Source organism: candidate division WOR-3 bacterium (genome assembly GCA_013177935.1).
GTDB lineage: Bacteria > Hydrothermota > Tepidihabitantia > Tepidihabitantales > Tepidihabitantaceae > Tepidihabitans.
In genome coordinates, this window is record JABLXZ010000002.1 from 1 (window position 1) to 18994 (window position 18994).

The 18994-nt window shown below is 52.0% G+C and carries 16 protein-coding genes; 9 read left to right on the top strand and 7 right to left on the bottom strand.

Annotated features, from left to right (window positions below; genetic code table 11):
• On the bottom strand, window positions 1–231 hold a 231-nt coding region (locus HPY86_03300), incomplete at its 3' end, for a hypothetical protein (protein NPV13941.1).
• A gap of 85 nt (window positions 232–316) precedes the next feature.
• The gene (locus tag HPY86_03305) at window positions 317–4189 is read right to left on the bottom strand and encodes a T9SS type A sorting domain-containing protein (protein ID NPV13942.1); all 3873 of its coding nucleotides are present in this window, start codon (window positions 4187–4189) and stop codon (window positions 317–319) included.
• Window positions 4190–4346: 157 nt separating this feature from the next.
• Between HPY86_03305 and HPY86_03310 the strand changes: the two genes are divergently transcribed.
• Together HPY86_03310 and HPY86_03315 are read left to right on the top strand one after the other, a co-directional pair.
• Window positions 4347–5735, top strand: a complete 1389-nt coding sequence (locus HPY86_03310; protein ID NPV13943.1) for a T9SS type A sorting domain-containing protein — start codon at window positions 4347–4349, stop codon at window positions 5733–5735.
• A gap of 352 nt (window positions 5736–6087) precedes the next feature.
• Window positions 6088–8166, top strand: coding sequence for a Na/Pi symporter (locus tag HPY86_03315; GenBank protein ID NPV13944.1), 2079 nt, complete (start codon window positions 6088–6090; stop codon window positions 8164–8166).
• Here the strand turns inward: HPY86_03315 and HPY86_03320 are convergent.
• A complete protein-coding gene (locus HPY86_03320; GenBank protein NPV13945.1) occupies window positions 8108–8614 on the bottom strand; it encodes a nitroreductase family protein in 507 nt (168 codons plus the stop codon). The two genes, HPY86_03315 and HPY86_03320, sit on opposite strands and share 59 nt — an antisense overlap.
• Window positions 8615–9049: 435 nt before the next feature.
• Here HPY86_03320 and HPY86_03325 point away from each other — a divergent pair, with 435 nt between their 5' ends.
• On the top strand, window positions 9050–9709 hold the full coding sequence (locus HPY86_03325) for a hypothetical protein (GenBank protein NPV13946.1): 660 nt from the start codon (window positions 9050–9052) through the stop codon (window positions 9707–9709).
• Between the two features lie 18 nt (window positions 9710–9727).
• On the opposite strand, the gene HPY86_03330 is transcribed toward HPY86_03325, so the two are convergent.
• Window positions 9728–9934 carry a hypothetical protein gene (locus HPY86_03330; GenBank protein ID NPV13947.1) on the bottom strand — a complete coding sequence of 69 codons (207 nt, stop codon included), beginning with the start codon at window positions 9932–9934 and terminating at the stop codon, window positions 9728–9730.
• Window positions 9935–10150: 216 nt separating this feature from the next.
• On the opposite strand from HPY86_03330, the gene HPY86_03335 reads away from it, so the two are divergent.
• From HPY86_03335 to truA, 6 genes are read left to right on the top strand one after another with little or no spacing between them, the layout of a single operon-like run.
• Window positions 10151–10459: a hypothetical protein gene (locus HPY86_03335; protein ID NPV13948.1), complete on the top strand. Its 309-nt coding sequence runs from the start codon at window positions 10151–10153 to the stop codon at window positions 10457–10459.
• A 58-nt stretch (window positions 10460–10517) separates the two neighbouring features.
• Window positions 10518–11996 (top strand): PQQ-binding-like beta-propeller repeat protein, encoded by a 1479-nt coding sequence (locus HPY86_03340; GenBank protein NPV13949.1) that lies wholly within the window; start codon window positions 10518–10520, stop codon window positions 11994–11996.
• 6 nt (window positions 11997–12002) lie between these two features.
• On the top strand, window positions 12003–14939 hold the full coding sequence (locus HPY86_03345) for an isoleucine--tRNA ligase (GenBank protein ID NPV13950.1): 2937 nt from the start codon (window positions 12003–12005) through the stop codon (window positions 14937–14939).
• Window positions 14939–15337 (top strand): hypothetical protein, encoded by a 399-nt coding sequence (locus HPY86_03350; GenBank protein ID NPV13951.1) that lies wholly within the window; start codon window positions 14939–14941, stop codon window positions 15335–15337. Before HPY86_03345 ends, HPY86_03350 begins: the two co-directional genes overlap by 1 nt.
• Window positions 15307–15957: a hypothetical protein gene (locus HPY86_03355; GenBank protein NPV13952.1), complete on the top strand. Its 651-nt coding sequence runs from the start codon at window positions 15307–15309 to the stop codon at window positions 15955–15957. The genes HPY86_03350 and HPY86_03355 overlap by 31 nt, the downstream gene beginning before the upstream one ends.
• 3 nt (window positions 15958–15960) lie before the next feature.
• Window positions 15961–16698, top strand: a complete 738-nt coding sequence (gene truA, locus HPY86_03360) for a tRNA pseudouridine(38-40) synthase TruA (protein NPV13953.1) — start codon at window positions 15961–15963, stop codon at window positions 16696–16698.
• On the opposite strand, the gene HPY86_03365 is transcribed toward truA, so the two are convergent.
• From HPY86_03365 to HPY86_03375, 3 genes are all read right to left on the bottom strand, one after another.
• On the bottom strand, window positions 16692–17939 hold the full coding sequence (locus HPY86_03365) for an ABC transporter substrate-binding protein (protein ID NPV13954.1): 1248 nt from the start codon (window positions 17937–17939) through the stop codon (window positions 16692–16694). The two genes, truA and HPY86_03365, sit on opposite strands and share 7 nt — an antisense overlap.
• 81 nt (window positions 17940–18020) lie before the next feature.
• On the bottom strand, window positions 18021–18599 hold the full coding sequence (locus tag HPY86_03370; protein NPV13955.1) for a T9SS type A sorting domain-containing protein: 579 nt from the start codon (window positions 18597–18599) through the stop codon (window positions 18021–18023).
• An 18-nt stretch (window positions 18600–18617) separates the two neighbouring features.
• Entirely contained in the window at window positions 18618–18806 is a 189-nt protein-coding gene (locus HPY86_03375; GenBank protein NPV13956.1) for a hypothetical protein, read from the bottom strand.
• Window positions 18807–18994 lie beyond the last annotated feature (188 nt).

Sequence of the window (18994 nt, forward strand, 5' to 3'; positions counted from 1 at the left end):
TTTAGTGTGAATCGCCTCAGAGATTTTTACCGGGTTGGAAGGGTTGGCGACATTAAGGATATAAACTCCACCACCAGAGCCAAGAAACGCTATGTTCCTTGCCTCATCAACCGCAACCGCATAGGATGGACCAAATGGCCAACCGCCCACCAGCCGGCAGTTCAATGAGTCCTGTGCCCAGATGAAGCCGCAAAACAGGCACAAAAACGCCAACAGTATTTTAAATCTCATACGCCTCCTGCCTATTATAACGCTGTCAACCCCGAAAAATGAGGATGTGGGGCGTCCGTTCAGACGCCCCACATCAAACCTAAAACTATCGCAAAAAAACCGCCTTCTTAGTGTCGCTGAAATGGGGCGCATCAAGCCGGTAGAAGTAGATGCCATAGGGAACTTGCCGATTCCGCTCATCTTTGCCATCCCAGATTACAGTGTAACTGCCAGGTTTCTGCTTGGCACTTACCAGACTCTTGACCAGTCTGCCTTGAGTGTCATAAACCTTAAGCCGAACATCACCCTCCTGACCAATCTGGTATCTGATTTGCATCCTTGTTGAGAACGGGTTGGGCGCACTCTGATAGAGTCTGGGTGCCAAGAGTTCAAACCCGGCGCCACTTTGCTGACCACCCCCACCGGTCTGTTTGAGATTCAACTTGTGGTAGCGCACCTCGTAGTAGTTCTGAGAAGGCTCTTCACTCCAGATGCAGTGCAGGTAGGGAATAGTTGTGTCGCCCGCGGGTTTCTTCTCGAATAGCACCTGCGGATAGGTTGAGGCGGTGGGATTGTCACAGATGTTGAGTGGCTCATTGAACTCAACCGCAACCATTATGTCATAGTCCCCATTCTCACCCTCCTCCTGATAGGAGATAAGCACTGTATCACCTGCAGCAATCGTCGGATAGTCGGAAATGTAGTCCTGGGTGTTACTCAAATTGACCGCTTCCTGCCAGTTGTTGTACTCATCAGCGGTTGAGCGCTGGCGGGCAAAGACATCCGGGATTACACCCTCTGCCCAACTGACAACAACCCGGCTCTCATTCGCACCAATCACCGGATGAACAGATGGCACTTGGCTGTTGGAGAGATTGACCGCGTCCTTCCAATCTGAGGGGAAACCGCCGCTCCAGTTGTTTGCCTGAATCCGGCTCTCGCTCATCGTGTATTTCACCTCGCCATTATCACTCCAGACCAGATGGAGGTAGTCCCCTTGAGCATCAGGCTCAACTGCAATCGCCGGGTCATCAAGATTACTGCTCTGAGCAACCGTATCTATTCTCAAGCTGTCACCGTTAAACTTCGCCACAATAAGATACTTTTTACCTGCGCCGTTGTTATAAAGGAATGCGGCATAACAGCAGGGGTTATTTCCATCAGAGGCAGCGGCAATGGCAAGCGGTCCTGCCGAACCCTGAGCCGCGAAGGAATAGAGGGTCTGGGCATTTGACCAGTCCCCGTTGGTCTTGAGATAGCATGCCTCAACTGCGTTGGCGTGGGTATTGCCCGTATAGTTCATCACCGCCCATTTCCTACCCGTGCCGTCCTCCGCAATCGCCGGGAACTCACAACCTTCAGCAAGGACATCTCTTTTCCACGAGTCACCATTCGCACTTCGGGCGAACATCACTGCACCGTCAAGGTCGGTATAGACCGCATAGAGTGAGTCTGAGTTAGCCTTGCGTATTAACTTCGTCCCGTTGTTAATCCTGGTCGCATTGGCGCCGGCATGAGAGACATTGAAAGAGTCAACCTTGAAACCCAGCACCGCGGTGTCGGGCGCAACCTCCTCGGACCATAACAGCGCCAATCTGATCTGGTCAATAGATGGGGATATGGCACTGGATTCAGCCAGAGATTGGGGATAGCGGCAGTTATGGCTGTTTGCTACAAGCGTTCGAATACTATCCCTGACTTTGGCTTTGATTGCCCATTTGCCATTCACCAGCTCGTTCCACACCGTTACCCCAATCCCGGCATAAACCGGATTCGCCTTGTCTGTTGTGTCTTGGTAACTTGAGTTTGCACCAGCCTGCCAGCCGGCAAACTGCGGAGCGTCGGTTACATCACAAGTGCTGTGGCAGATGACCACGCTATCGGGCACACCATTGTTCTCAACCCGTTTTGTCCAGACACAGTGCAGAATTCCGCCCTCAATCTCTGACATCGGATGATACCCATCGCCGATTGAACCAAGCGCTTTCCAGACTGGCGGTCTTTCTGTAGTACCGGCAGCGTAGTCATAAAGCGCGCTCCCCACCACTTCAGCTCCCCGCTGATAGGTTACATAGACCGAGTCGGTGTTAGCGATGTTGATGCAGGGAAAACTGTCCGTGAGGTCATTTTTGGTATCAATCGTATCCAGGATGACCGTGCCGGTGTCAACCTTCGCAAACATAATCTTTGATGTGCCCCCAACCGTGTCATAGACCGCAAAAGTAACCGCCGCAACTTTCACACCGTTCACCTTGCCCGGATAAAGCGCAACCGAAGGGTTAGCCGGTATGACACCATTTGCCTCGGCAAACACAACCTGCGGTTCGGTCCAGTCCATCACATTTGGATACCACCACGCACAGTAGAGCGTGCAGCCCTCAACAAAGAACGCCGCCACCGCCGAGTCACCGTCAGTAGCGATTGATGGGTTCTTACCCCAGCCCGGACTGAAGATGTCCTCCCAGGTTAAGCCGCCGTCGGTTGACCTATCAACCGCAATAAAATCCTCAACCGGATAGGCACGCACAAAATAATCACCAGGAACCTGTATTTGTTGGAGAACACGGGCGTTCCCGGCTGATATGCCATCAACCTCCACTGGTGGCCAAACAACTGGTGAAGCCACCGCTCGAACCTCCCGGAAACGGAGATGCTGGAATTTCTGGGGGTTAAGAGTAGCGTAGACAAAATAGGCACGCCCAAAGTCAGTAGTCGTGACAGAAGGCGTTAATGACAAGTATCCGCTTACTGGTTTCGGTGTCTGCCAGGACTGTCCTCTGTTTGTGGAGTAGGAAAAATATGTCTGCATCAACCTTCCTATGAACACCATAAATACCGTATCGCCTTTGTGCCAGAGGTTGGGCCAATACACCCCTTGATCAGGGAATGCCGGCTCGTTCCTTATTATAACAAGGGGTTGTTGAATACTTTGTTGGCGTTTCACAATCGCCACATATATTTTGCTATTCAAGGCACCGGGGGCAGGAGAAACATATGCCACTACCACTGTATCATGGGTAATAGCCTGAATTGAGGGCTGTTGACCCTGCGGGGGTAGAGTTTCCGCACCCGTAAGAGAGATTTCCTCAACGCCTCCGCTATATTCCTTCCGACCGCACCGGATTTGCCATGTCCCATCAGATTTCATTTTCTGAAAGGCGTAATAGAACATGTGCTCTGCGTCATCATCACCATCCCAGGCAACAGTTAAATAATCGGTGGTATCACGGTTCGCACCCATTCTCATCTCAGGCCGGTAGTGGAACTCGGGCAGGATTTTGATTAAGTTTTCCGTAGGGGCGTCAATCCAGTCTACATCCATTGTGTCTGATGAGATTTTGGTCTCACTATATAGAATATTGGCTCCAAGACGCCAGGTACCACCAATATGAGAAACTCGCCTTTGCAGTGCAAGCGAGGGATGCTTTGCTCCCTTATGGTTCAGAGAACGAATTAGCGGCACCAAGTCAATCCAGTCTTCTATTTGGGGATGCTTGTGTGTATAGGCGATTTGGTGCGGCAGGTCACTATCTCCTACCGGCACATGCCACTGGTCATAGAACGCAACCGCTATCGTATCACCAAGACACCCAATTGTCGCATCATAGGCGCTGTCATATTCCCCTTCCTGTTCATGGTGAAGTTCGGCAGATAGACAAAGTCCTTCGCTCCAGGTTCTTCCCCCATTTGTGGTAAACCGCCAATACACCCGCGGTCTTTTATCCGGTGGAAGACGGTAGTATCCGTTCTCCGTAAACACCACATGAATTGTGTCAATCGAATCATACCATCCAGAACGCGGATAAGCCTTTGCCACCGCCCAGCCGTTGTTTTGAACCAATCCATACGGTGGCGGCGAATCAGATATGCCAAATTCAGAATAAGGCAAAACCCGCCAGACCCACTGCGTCTGACTATATGCTACACATGATAGAACTGCTATAACAAGCAGTCCTATGGTTATTTTCAGACCTTTCATTGTTCCTCCTCTTGTTTACAGACATCTAAAGCATAACCTCTTTTTTATCCCTTCATTCCCTTCCCAGAACTATCGGTTAAAACATACACACCTCCTGTTTATATGCCTTTGCATTTTTTTCCCTTGACATCTCTGTTAATTCCGTTACACTTTACCCGTGAATATAGTATTCCTCATTTCTTCACTTGCCCTAATCTCCATCCACTTAGATAGGCTTCCTACACCAGACACCTTCGAATTCCGCGACATAACCAGAGTGCCTTACTCCGCTATACGCCGCAGCATCTGTTGCGATGCCGACCATGATAGATTTCCGGAATTCTATGCAAACGCCCGATGGTTCCCACATGATGCCTACATCCTTGAATTCACCCCTGATATGAACTATGATACCATCCACATTCCCGGGTTGCAATGGGCTATATTCTGGTTCATAGGCGACCTTGACCGGGATGGTAAGACCGACCTGGGACTTACTAACATAGACATAGACGGATTCTTCATCTACGAGAGCGCGGACCGCACATCCCTGCCCTTGCGCTGCGTCTGGCAGGCTAGAATCGGCTATGCAACTCCGTATGCAATCGTGACCGACCTTGATAGAGACTCGAGACAAGAGATAGTCCTGAGAGACAACCACCTTCCTGGCTCCGCTATCGGTATATTCGAAAATGTGGCAGATGACAGTTATGCATTCAGAACTGTCCTTCCAGATACCACACCTATCCGTGCCACCCTTGGCTTTGGTTGCTCTCCTGATATTGACCGGGATGGTTTTGATGAGATATTCCTGGTCGCCGGTTCAAGGGTGATGGTCTATGAAGCGGTTGGTGACGACACATTCGCAATCAAAGCTATCTATCAATTGCCTGGTTCAAGTGGGGGTGGGTATGCAGCCATAACCGGCGGTCCTGATATTGACCGGGATGGTAGAAACGAGGCGATTCTATATGCTGTGGACTACTTTGACCAGGGTCTGCTTGCGGTGTTTGAGTCACCTGAGAATGACTCCTTTGAGATTGTCTGGTTTACGCAATTCCCAGCGAGTCAGTTCAGCCTCTCCCCACTTGTGATAGGCGATGTAGATGGTGATGGTGTGCCTGAAATCGCTTTCTCCGATGGCGCCTATGTTCATCTGTTCCGCTGCACTGGCAATGACCAGTATGAACAGTTCTGGCAGGTATACACCGGGTGTGGCGCAGTCGGACTTTATGACCTCAACAACGACGGCAAGGCAGAGGTGATTGCTTTCTGTAATGACGATTCAACGCACATTTACGAATACTTCTCGCTTGGCATCACCGAACGCCAACTGGCAGAGTTACAAAGAGTTAGCGTTTATCCTTCGATTGTGCGCCAGGGAGAGATGGTGAAAATATCAGGGTTGAGCGATGGAGCGGTGAGCGTTGTTGATGCCTCGGGCAGGGTTATTGCCAAACCTGAAGAAAATGTCTGGCACTCCACAACCGCGACACCCGGTACCTATTTTCTCCACATCACAAAAGGCAACCAGAGCATCATCCGTAAGATTCTCGTTCTGAAATAACGCTCCAGATTTTCAAAGAGCGAAAAGGCTAAAGCGGACAAACCGCCGGCTGCGATTTTCCAATCCGGATAAATTGTCTAAAGCGGGAGTTTCTGTCTGTCTGTCTGTCTGAGCAACAATTGTCTGATGGATGGGATAAGTTTAACGGCTAAAGCGCTACTCCTCAGCATATCCTAAAGCGCAGGATATTATATGATAAGTTCCAATATTGTCAACAGAGTTGACCTGGCGCACTATCCTCAAATTTCCTAACACGGGCATCTATCAACGCCTTAGTTCAAATCAGAAGAATACTATTACATTTTCCTCACCCATCCTTGACAGATGCTCATTTTGCCTCTAAGGTTTTCCTATGCGGCAGTGGCAATGGCTTAAAATCTTTTTCATTATTGGGGCGCTTCTCGGCGCGTCATTGGGTTTCAGCCGCAACCTGGAGTTACGCTTTGCCCAACTTGGCGATGAAGACATCTCCGGCAACAACCAGGTAACCGAAGCCGGAACCGAACTGCCAAAGCCGCTTACGGTGCAGGTGTTGAGTGGTGGCAAACCAATTGCCGGACTGCCGGTACGATTCTCGCTGCTCAGCGAACCGGATGAAAATCGGTTTTATCCCGGCAAATCGGCACGCATTACCGATACCATTGTTTTCACCGACCGATTGGGTTTTGCCCGTACCCGTGTGCAACTGGGCACCGGTGCCGGTAATTACCGCATCCGCGCTGTCGCCAATGGTCAGGAACTGATGTTTTCCCTGCGCGGGTTAAAACGGAACTGGCTTTTGCTCACCCTCGTTGAAATCTTTGGTGGTCTGGCTTTGTTCCTGTTCGGTATGTACTACGGCTCGAAAGGTTTGCGCCGACTTGCCGGTAACCGGTTGCGCGAGGCGCTCTTCTCCCTGACCAGAAACCGGTTCTTCAGTGTCTTTGTTGGTATTGTTGTAACAGTCATCTTTCAATCGTCAACCGCGGTCATAAGTTTGCTCATCTCCCTCGCTTCCAGCGGACTGCTTACACTCACCCAATCGCTCGGTGTTATTCTGGGCGCCGACATCGGCACCACAATAACCGTCCAGCTCCTCTCCTTCCAGCTGTTTGAATACTCTTTGATTGTCGTGTTCCTCGGGCTTGTGTTGATGAACACTATTCCCCGGGTCCGGGACATCGGTCAGGCGCTATTTGGTTTCGGTCTGGTGTTTTACTCTCTTAAGGTGGTGCTGAATGCCGCCGAGCCCCTGCCGTTTGTTCCGGCGATTCAGCAGGCGGTTAAAGCTGGCAGTTCCCACCCCATTCTTGCCCTTCTTTTTGCCCTTTTGCTCACCGCACTCATTCGCTCCTCAGCCGCAACGATTGGCATCGTGGTCGGCTTTTCCTTTGCCGGACTGGTCGAACTTAAAGCCGCAATCCCCTTCATCATCGGCGCCAACATCGGTAGCGCCCTCAACGCCATCGTCGCATCCTGGCGAACTAATACCGAAGCCCGGCGCATCGCCGCCGCTCAGGTTCTGTTCAAGATTACCGTTGCTATCATCTGCCTGCCCTTTCTGAACCCGCTCACCAGGCTTTTCTCTGCCACCGGTAACACCGTTGCCCGGCAAATCGCCAACGCCCATACCCTGCTCAACATCGGCTCTGCCCTGCTCTTTCTTCCCTTTTTGACCGCATACCAGAAACTGCTCTGCCTTATCGTCCCCGACAAAGAACAGAAGTACCTGGGCACAAGATACCTCAACCAGGCTTCGCTCGACGCACCGGAACTGGCGCTGGCTCAGGTCAACCGTGAACTCCTCCGGATGGCAGAACTTGTCCAGCAGATGTTCCAGCAATCAATTACCGTGTTTCTGAAAGGCGACAAAACCGACTGTCGGCAACTCGTTGCCCAGGACGACCAGGTTGACCGGCTCGAAGAAGCGCTTACCGGCTATCTCGCCCGCATCTCTCAAGAGTTGCTCAGTCCAGAAATGTCAAAAAAGACCCTCGCCCTTTTCTACATAACCGATGAACTGGAACACATTGCCGACATCGTCTCTAAAAACCTCGTCAACTACACGCGCAAGAAACTGAACGAAAACCTTGCCTTCTCTGAACCGGGTCTGGAGGATATCAAACAGTTTCACCACGAGGTTCAAGAAAACTTTACTCTTACCATCGCCTGCCTTACCACCTGGGACAAAAACCTCGCCCAGCAACTTGTTCAAAAACGCAGCTGGGGGGTGGAGCGCAAACGAGAGCTCCACAACCGCCACCTCACCCGTTTATCCCGCGGCTTAAAAGAGTCGCTCGACACTTCAACCATTCATCTGGACATCATAGCAGACCTGGAGCGGGCTAACTTTCACCTTTCCCAGATTGGTGCTGCAATCCTCGGCACCCGATTCACCACCGCTCCTGATGAATCCGACTCGGGTCAAACTGAGTCCGGGGCTCAGGCTTGACCTTCGGCACCCCGACCGAAATCACACACAGCAGCCCAAATTTACCAGGAATGTTAAGCAGCTCTTTTAACGACCGTTCCCGTTCCTCCCTTGGATGAACACCCAGCCAGACCGCACCCAGGCCAAGTATTGAAGCGGCTATCAGGATATTTTCGGTTGCTGCTGAGCAGTCCTGCACCCAGAAATGGGGCGAAACCTCCTTGTCGCCACAGACCGCAATCGCCAGCGATGCCTGATTTAGCATCTGCGCTGCAGGGTGAATCTCCGCGATTCGGTGCAACATCTCCCGTTCTTTTATCACAATAAAGTGCCAGGGTTTCAGATTCCTTGCCGACGGTGCCGCCATTCCCGCCTCGAGCAGAGCGTGCACATCCGCCTCTTGCACCGGTAAATCAAGATACTCCCGGACACTACGCCGGGAACAAATCGGCAAAATTCTCTTATCCATAAACAAACCTCTTTGTTTTCTTTTGATTGATTATAACATAAGCCCTTTGTGGTATCAACAGTTTATTATATTAAAAAAAGACCGCCCGGAATAAAGCGGGCGGCCAGGCGCAGAGCTACGACGCATCTCTACCCCCTCAAAAGCCTCTCCCACAATTCTTATATTAATTATGCAATTTATGTTCCAAATGTGTCGCACAAAATTAAATTAAGTAACACATTATAATAGAATAAGTTATTTTTACCAATCTTTAGACCACATGCGACACAGGGTTATATTACTGTCGAAAAAAACGGCAAATACAGCATAAAAACACGGCTGTCATATTGTCTGTGCTTACCGGTGTTCGGATATAATGCCATAACTACACAATCTTTTAATGCTTGACTTCAAGGTTTTAACCGCTAAAATTTAATAAACAAAAAGGAGTATTAAATGAGGAAAAATATCGCATTGACCCTGCTTTTTTTGATAACAATCACCTTTTCGTTTGCCCTCGCTCAGGGAAAAGGCACGCCCGAAACACCTGTAGTGCCTTATGACCCCGAACTGGAAGATTGGGTTAGTGTTGATGGGTTCGTTGATATAGAAAGCCAGGAGTATCCAGGTTCTTTTTATGACCCTGTTACCGGTGTTACTATCTACTGGGGTTATGACGATAGCCTGCTCTATGTAGCGCTCTCCGCAAAAGGAACCGGCTGGATAGCACTAGGTCTTGGCTCACCCAAAATGGACAAGTCTAACATCTTTATTGGCTACTATACCGAGGACTCAACAAACCTCGAAAACCACATCGGCGCTGGCTGGTCCCATAAGCCGGTCATCGATACGAACCTTCTTGAGGACTGGGAAGTCGATTACGATGATGAAATCGGGGAAATGGTAATTGAGTTCACCTATCCGCTCAAATGGACTGGGTTAAAAGGTACGGCGATTTCAGAATTGACCCCAGGACAGACATACAGCCTCATCCTTGCCCGTAACCCGAAAAGCCCATCCCTAAAAGCCAAACACGCCAAGAAGTCCAGTTACACTTTTCGCCTTGCTCCAAAACCTGAACCAGTACCCGAGGACAGCACACAAAACAAAAAATAGCCTACGCCCAGCCTACTACTACACCTGCTTTTTCCACTTCTTACCCAGTCCTCCTTTGCAACCCTTACTGAGAAACCAGAGCAATTTGATGTTGTCATTATCACCCATCGTGGTGGCTGGGGTAATGTCCCGCTCAAGAAATCGCCCGACATCTTCCCGATTGTAATAGGTATTCAAGACTACCTCGCCAGTAGAGGGGTTTCTTCGACTGTCATTCCTTATCATCGGGCTTCAGTTAAGCCCCCTGCCACAACCCCGAACTTTTCTACTCAGTTGAAAACATTAACTGAGATGTTCGACCTCCACCACTGTCAGGCTCGTCAGTGCGTATCCCAAATTGAGTCTCTCGCAAAGGCAAATAGGCAACTTAAATTTGTCTTTGTCAGCATCTCAAACGGTGCGGTTTTTGCCAATCAGGTTATGGAGCTGCTCCCTCCAGAATTGGCGGCGCAGACGTTTTCTATCGAGCTCGGTCCACCCTTCTGGCATGGCTTATTGTCCTGCGAAAACAATCTGATTTTCAATAACGAAGGCGCTGACCCTCTCACCACCGGTGAAGTCGAAATTGTTCTTGCCTCCCTGCTCGAAGGCATCAGGAATCTTCTCACCGGCTGGGTAAAAGGGAAAAACCACCGCCTCGAAGAGGTGTGGCATATCCCAGACCATGATTACATCTGGGATGAAATCGAGCCCACCGTCTTAGACTTTTTGGATAGACGCGTTATTCAATGTACCACCGCTAACCCTTGACAGGGGTTTTTTTCCTGTTATCCTATATGTCTGATGTTTTTAACTGCAAGGAGGATGTATGAAGATTAAGATTGCGCAGACATGGCTCGGCGCGGGGATTGTGCTCCTCGCGGCGTTCATATTTTCGGGCTGTCCGAAACCACCGCTTGTTCCGGAAAAACCCAGTGGACCACTTCTCGGTTACAAAAATGTTGTCTTCACCTGCTCTACTCGCACCACCGATCCATCAGGTGGTCAGGTTGCCTATCAGTTCGACTGGGGCGATGGCTCGCAATCTCAATGGTCCGGCTGGGTTGATGGTGGTGTTGTCTATGCCGATACCCACACCTACACTACCGCGGGCTCGATGGAAATTAAAGCCCGGGCAAAAAACTCCAAAGGCCGGGTTTCCGGTTGGTCTGAGCCGCTAATTATCGAAATCAGCCCGGGTGAAGGCGAAGTCCGCTGGCGATTTACCTATACCGACCCGGAATCACCCGAAGACTCCGCCGACTTCTCCAACCACATCTTCAGCATCGGACCCGAAGGCAATATCTACATTCCGGCGGCGGACATTCCGGCACTGATGTGCCGTAACGCCAACGGCAACCGGCGCTGGGAGTTCATACCGGAAGAGGAAGACGAACTTTCCATCGGGGCGACAATCAGCCCGGACGGCACGATTTACTTCGGTACCGAAGAAGGTAACCTTTACGCGGTCACTCCTTCTGGCCAGAAAAAGTGGAAGGTAACCTTCCGTTCCGGAATAGTTGCTCTACCCGCTCTTGGGTCGGACGGCACAATCTTTATCCAGACCGAAAACGATTCGGTATTTGCCATTGACCCAAACGATGGCGCCCGGAAATGGGTCTTCTATGCTGGTGGCGGAGAGCATTCACCCGTAATCGGTCCAGACGGCACAGTGTTTGTATCTCAGGACGACACCCTCTATGCCCTTAGCCCTTCGGATGGTCAGATAAAATGGCGTTACGGTATGCGGCAGGCGATAGCCGCACCGCCCGCGATTGACACCCGAAGTTCTGTTCTCTATGTAACCGACGAGGATGGCTGGCTTGCCTCGGTGAACCTTGCCGATGGAAATGAAAACTGGGCGGTGCGCTTCGTTGGCGAACTTTCGGCTCCGGTAATCGGTGGTGATGGCACAATCTACATCACCCTGAGTGGTACACTGCTCGCCGTTTCACCACAAAACGGCAACATCAACTGGCAGTTCATCCCGCCACTAACCGGTGACGCCTCAACCCCGGCGGTAAGCAATACTGGTGTCATCTACTTCCTTTGTGTTGGCTTAATAGACCAGCAAGGCGACCGGGATTCGCTCTACGCGGTCAACAGCGATGGCTCAAGGCGCTGGGCTGCAGGACTGGGCATTGGCACGCCCGGCGATTTTATTTCCGCCCCGAAGATTGACGATGCCGGCTATATCTATATCGGTGATGGCACCCGTGCCTGGTGTGTTGTTGGCTACGGTGGTCCGGCAGACTCCTCCTGGCCTATGTTTGGTGGCGACATCAAAAACACCGGTCGGGCAGAGTAAATCAATATGTTTAATCCTGTACCCTCTCAACCCGACCATCGCGAAATTGAGCCGCGGATACTCCGCTTCTGGGAAGAAGGTCGCCATTTTCACCGCCTGAAAGAACGCAACCGCGGCAATCCAAAGTTTCGCTTCCTGGACGGACCAATTACCGCCAATGGTCCGATGGGTGTCCACCACGCCTGGGGTAGAACCTATAAAGACCTGTTCCAGCGCTACAAAGCGATGCTCGGCTTTGACCAGCGGTTTCAGAACGGCTTTGACTGTCAGGGACTCTGGGTTGAGGTCGAAGTGGAAAAAGAACTGGGCTTCAAATCCAAAAAGGACATCGAAAAGTTTGGCATCGCCCGGTTTGTTGAAAAGTGCAAAGAACGGGTGATGAGGTTCTCCCGCATCCAGACCCAGCAGTCAATCCTCATCGGTCAATGGATGGACTGGGAAAACTCCTACTACACGATGTCCGAAGAAAACAACTACTCCATCTGGTATTTTCTTAAGAAGTGCCACGAACTCGGCTTAATTTACGAAGGAACCGATGTGATGCCCTGGTGTGCCCGTTGTGGCACCGCCATCTCTGATATGGAAATCGCCACCGAGGGTTACCGCGTCCTGACCCATCCGGCAGTCTTTGTCCGCTTTCCCATCTTAAACCGTGCTAACGAATCGCTCCTGGTCTGGACCACCACACCCTGGACCCTTTCTTCCAACACCGCTGCCGCGGTTCATCCCGACCTCATTTATGTCCGGGCAAAAAAGGACGGTGAAATATTTATCCTTGCCAAAGAGTTGCTCCGGGTGCTGGGTAACGGTGCTGAGGTCATTGAAGAGTTTCCGGGCAGCAAACTTGCCGACTTGAAATACCAGGGTCCATTTGACGAACTGCCCGCACAGCAAGGGGTTGAACATCGGGTCGTACTCTGGAAAGATGTCAGCGCCAGCGAAGGTACCGGCATCGTCCACATCGCGCCGGGCTGCGGTAAAGAAGACTTCCTCCTCGGCAAAGAGGAAAACCTCGCGGTCATTGCACCCCTGAACGAAGACGGCACCTTCAAAGAAGGTTTTGACTGGCTCACAGGCAAAGACGCCGCCCGGGTTGCACCCGAGATTTTTGAAAACCTCAAACAGAAAGGGTTGCTCTATCGGGTAGAAGATTACACCCACCGCTATCCGGTTTGCTGGCGCTGTGGCGAGGAACTGGTCTTCCGCCTCGTTGATGAGTGGTTCATCGCAATGGACCCCTTGCGCGAGGCGATTATGGCATCGGCAAAACAGGTGCGCTGGATTCCGGAATTTGGCCTTGAGCGGGAACTGGACTGGCTGCGCAATATGGGTGACTGGTGCATTTCCAAAAAGCGTTACTGGGGCCTTGCCCTTCCTATCTACAAATGCACCTGCGGCTGGTTTGATGTCATCGGTTCCCCTGAGGAGTTAAAAGAACGGGCGCGCACCGGCTGGGAAAAGTTTGCGGGCCACACACCGCACCGCCCCTGGATTGATGAAGTAAAAATCGGCTGCCCTAAATGTGGCAACCTCGTCTCCCGCATCAAAGATGTTGGCAACCCCTGGCTTGACGCTGGCATCGTGCCTTTCTCTACCACCCATTACCTTACCGACCGCAACTACTGGCAGGAGTGGTTCCCCTTTGACTTCATCACCGAATCCTTCCCCGGCCAGTTCCGCAACTGGTTCTACGCCATTCTCGCAATGAGCACCGTTCTCGAAAAATGCTCACCCTTCCGCACCGTGCTCGGTTATGCCACAATGAAAGCCGAAGATGGTCGGGAGATGCACAAATCCTGGGGCAACGCCATCGAAGTCGAGGAGGCGGTGGCAAAAATGGGCGCCGACACAATGCGCTGGGTGTTTTGTCGCCACAACCCGACCCAGAATCTGCTCTTCGGATTCAAGGTCGGCGAAGAGGTTAAGCGCAAACTCCTCACCCTCTGGAATGTTTACAGCTTCTTCGTCACCTACGCCCTTATCGACAAAGTCAACCCCACAACCTTAAATGTAAAAAAAGAACACCTCAGCCGCCTTGACCGCTGGATTCTCTCCCGTCTCAACAACCTCGTTTTGTTCACCCGCGAACGGCTTGAAGACTACGACTGTGCTGCAGCGGCACTGGCAGCGGAACAGTTTATCGACGAATTGTCCACCTGGTATGTCCGCCGCAGCCGGCGCCGGTTCTGGAAGTCTGCTGCCGACCAGGACAAATCAGCCGCCTACCACACCCTTTACACCTGCCTCGTTACTCTCATCAAACTCCTTGCGCCATTCATCCCCTTCCTTACCGAAGAAATCTACCAGAACCTCGTGCGCTCCTGTGACCCCAATGCTCCAGACAGCGTCCACCTCACATTCTATCCTGAACCTGATAAAACGCTCATCGACCCAGAACTGGAAGCCGATATGCAATTGGTGCGCGAACTGGTATCGCTGGGCCATGCCGCCCGGGAAAAGTCGCGCATCAAAGTGCGCCAGCCGCTATCCCGGATGTTCGTTATGGCAAAACCACCGGTTGACCAAAACCGCCTCGAACCCGACATCGAGATTATCAAAGACGAGCTGAACATTCGCAACATCATCTTTACAACCGGAACTCTCCCCGAAGGATTGGCAATAGAAGAGAGTGACCATTTTACCATCGGGATTGACACCCGGTTAACACCGGAACTGGAAGCCGAAGGTCTGGTGCGGGAACTCATCCGCCGGATTCAGAACCTGCGCAAAAATGCTGGATTTGAGGTTGCCGACCGCATCGTCCTTTCCTGCCAGGGTTCAGACCGGCTTAATCAGGCGGTCCATCTGTTCCAGAACTACCTCCAGCAGGAAACCCTGACGATAGAACTGAAATTTGAGCCCATTCCCGACCCGGAAATTGAAACGGAAATTACCGTAAACCGCGAGCCGGCACGGCTCGCCATCAGGAGGGTAAAAACATAATGGCGAAAGCAAAGAAAAAAACCGTCCGCCACATTTCAACTAAAGACCTGCGCCGTCTGGAACAGGCGCTCCTCAATGAAAAACAGCGCATCCTGCGCCAGGGCAACTTCACCCGTCAGGTAATGGATGTCCCGTCTAACACCGGCGACCTTTCCAGCCATCGCACCCATATCGCTGACCAGGGCACCGAAAACTTCCAGCGCGAACTCGCCTCCCAGTTACGCTCGATTGAATCCCGCTCCCTGCGCGATATTGACGATGCCCTCAGCAAAATTGCTGCCGGCACCTATGGCATCTGCGAACTGTGCGGCGAACCAATACCTCTTGCCCGACTTGAGGCGGTGCCCGCTGCCCGGTTCTGTATGAAGTGTGCGCAAAAAGAGAAAAAAGAAGCCTGACAAACCATCAACGCTTCTCGGTCCCGGGCCGAATCGGCACGCTTTTCTTCTCCCTTCCTGGACTCTTAACCATCAACCACGAACTCGAGATTGCCGTCTCGGCGCTGTTCATCCTCTACCTCTACATTACCTTGAAACCGTCCCGGCCAAGCATCTCCCCGCTGCGCACCTTTGTCTGGCTGGCACCCGCGCTTATCCTTTCCAACGCCCTGCTCGGTCCCAAACCCAAACTCCTTAACCTCTTCAGTACAACGGGCGCCCTCAACGGCATCCTTATCTCCTACCGTCTTATCTGGGGTGTTGTGCTCACCGGTATCCTCGTCACCGCCTGTCCGCAACAGCAACTCCTTGACTTCTTCCACAGCATCTTTGGCAAACAACTCGCCTCACTCTTAACCACCACCCTGCAACTCGTCCCCCTTTTCGCCGATATCCGCATCCCGGAACTGCGCCAGCTTCCTGATGCCATCGCCCGACGCCTCCAGCTGGCACAGCACCATTGCCTGAACCAAAACCCAATTTCCATCAACCACTCCGACAAAAGATTAAAACTCTTTTCTGCCGACCTCCTTCTCCTCATCCCTGCTGTCCTGTGTACCATTTTCTCCTTTATCTTTTGACCGATGAAACAAACCACTCCCCTGCGCAACATCCGGCTGACAATCGAGTTTGACGGCACTAACTACTATGGCTGGCAGATTCAGCCCAACCGACCAACTGTTCAGGGCGAACTCCAGAAAGCACTTTGCCAGCTGTTTGGCACCGCCATTGAACTTTACGGCTGCAGCCGTACCGACGCTGGCGTCTCCGCCCGCAACTACATCGCCAACTTCTTTACAAACTCTACCCTCCCCTTAGAAAAAATTGCACCGGCACTCAACTTCTATCTACCCCGTGACATCTTCGTGAAGTCTGCCGAACCCGTTCCTCTAAAATTCCACGCCCGCTACTCGGCGCGCGCCAAAACCTACTCCTACACAATTGTCCTCAACCGCTCACCGCTCCGCAGCCGCTACGCCTGGGAATACCCTTACCCCTTAAACCTTGACCGGCTCAAATCTGCCGCCCGCCTCTTTCTCGGTAAACGCGACTACAACCCCTTCTGCCACACCCGGGAGCCGAGCGGCGTCTGCCAGATTTTCTCCATCCGGATAAAAACCAGTAACGACCAGATAACCGTTTTCATCCGGGGTGACCGCTTCCTTTACAAAATGGTGCGCCGAATTGTCGGTGCAATGGTCGCTTATGCCTCGGGCCGCATCACCCAGCAACAAATCCGTGCCGCCCTTGCCGGGAAAAAGTCGCGGCCGTTCCCGACCGCACCTGCTCAAGGGCTCATTTTGGAATCGGTCCGCTACTGAGCCTGATAACGCCGGGCAGCATCGTTCAGCGCCTGCTCCGGCGTTTTGATGCCGAGCGTTGCTGCCTCCAGTTCTTCAACCAGCGCCTTCCTACCGGCAAGCCACTTTAGCCCGCGCGGCTCAAAAACCCCGAACTCCATCTGCTCATACGCCGCGCGCAAACCCGGTGTCTTGTCCAGCCGCTCCTTCATCCGCGGGTCGTCAAGGCACCGCCGGTGAATTGGCACATACCAGGTGCCTAAAGACCACACCACCTGCTGCTCCGGCGCAATAAACCACTTGATAAACCGCCACGCCGCCTTCTTCTCCTCCGGCTTTGCCCGCTTGAACATCCCGATGTTTGTCCCATAGATAATTGCGGCCCGCCTTTTACCCCAAGCCGGCACCGGCGCCATTCCCACCGGAAAACTTTCCTTGTCAACCACTGGTGCCCGCCAGGTCGAACTGCCGGTCAAAGTCGCAATCCTGCCGATTAAAAAGTCGTCCATCGGATTCCGGCCCGTCATCGTGGTCTGGACACTGTCCTGGTAAATCAAATCCACCTGAAACTTAAGCACCTCAACGCCGATTGGACTGTTAAACTCTGGCTTGCCATCCTCCTGGTCTAAAAACCTGCCACCGCGCTGAAACAGCATCGAGCCAAAAATCCAGATATCGGTCCCGTTTGCTGTTGCCCACACCTCAACCTCACCCCGCTGATTCCGACGCACCAGCCGGCGACACATATTGCGAAACTCCTCCCAGGTAGCGGGAAACGAGTCATAACCTGCCGCCTTCAACATATTCACATTGTAATAGTAAACCGGCACACTCTTATTAAACGGCAGGGTCAAAATCTTCCCCTCCCAGCGGTTGTTTTCCAGCAGCCGGGGATAAATATCAGCCCGCTCCTCCGCACTCAACCCATCCGGTCCATTCATATAATCCTCTAAAAACTCCAGTTCGCCCGCGGCAAACAACTGTGTTGTCCAGTTCTCATACATCTGGGCAATTGTTGGTGGACTCTGCACCGCTACCGCGCCCAGCAACTTCTGCGCCAGTGCATCGTAATTCCCCATCCCCACCAGTTCAATATCAATATCTGGATTCTCCTTCTCAAACTGCTCAACCATCGCCTTCAGGGTCTTCTGCGCCTCTCCGCCCATCGCATGCCAGAACCGCACCGTAACCCGCTTCGGTTTCGCGCGACAGCCGCTTCCGACTACAAGAAAAATCAAACTGAAAATCAGCAACCTTCTCACACCACTATTCTAAAAACCTCTCAAATTAGGTCAACAAAAAAGGGCGTCCGAAAACCGGACGCCCTTTGAAACCTGTTTCCGCTATCGCAAAACCGACGCCTTCATCCGCACACTACTGGCACCAGCAGCAACCTCATAAAAGTAAAGACCGTTCGGTACCGGCTTACCCGCATCATCGGTCAAATTCCAGACCACCGACTGATTACCCATCGGTAGCGTACCGGAAAACACCGTACGCACCAGTTCCCCGGAAGCGGCATAGACCCGCACCGTAACTGGACTTGCGGCGGGCAGACTGAAACTCAGCCTTTGACTCATTCCAGCCGGGTTCGGGAAAACGCGCACCAGCTCTGGTACCGCTGACCTCTTCTCCTCCTTCACACCGGTCAGATAGGGTTCAATCCAGCTCCGGATGAGTGCCTCATTAAAACCTTCCATCGACCCGACCACGATACCCGCGGTATCAATCACATAGTTCAGCGGGATGTAGCCATTCATCCGATAGGCACTCCAGGCAGGACCACCATCACGGAAAAACGGATACGAGTACTGCCGGGCATAAACCTTCACCACCGAATTCATATCCTGAAACAGATTGATTGCCAGTGGCACATAACCCTGAGCGCCATACTCATCATACATTGCCTGAATTCGCGGCAACTCCGCGAGGCAACCTGGTCAGGTGGACTGCCAGAAAAAGAGCTGGACAACCTGCCCCCGGTACTCCGAAGGCACAAGATGTGTAACCCAGGCGGTGTCCGGAATTGAAACATCCGGAGCGGGGTCGCCGGGTTGCGGCCAAGCCATTACCAAAGCCGGTGTCAACAGCAAAAACGCCATTACACCAACCTTCACGAACTTCAACAAACGCACCTCCTTTTTGGTTCTACAACCATTCTACTCGCAACTTTACCCATGTCAACTCACGCCATCACCCTTCCCAATAAAATAGCAACGCACACCGTGCGGATAATAAGCCTTTATCCAATAAATCGCCTACAAATTCAACAAATAACCGTTCGTCTTCAACACTTATTGCGTAAATGTCTAAATTT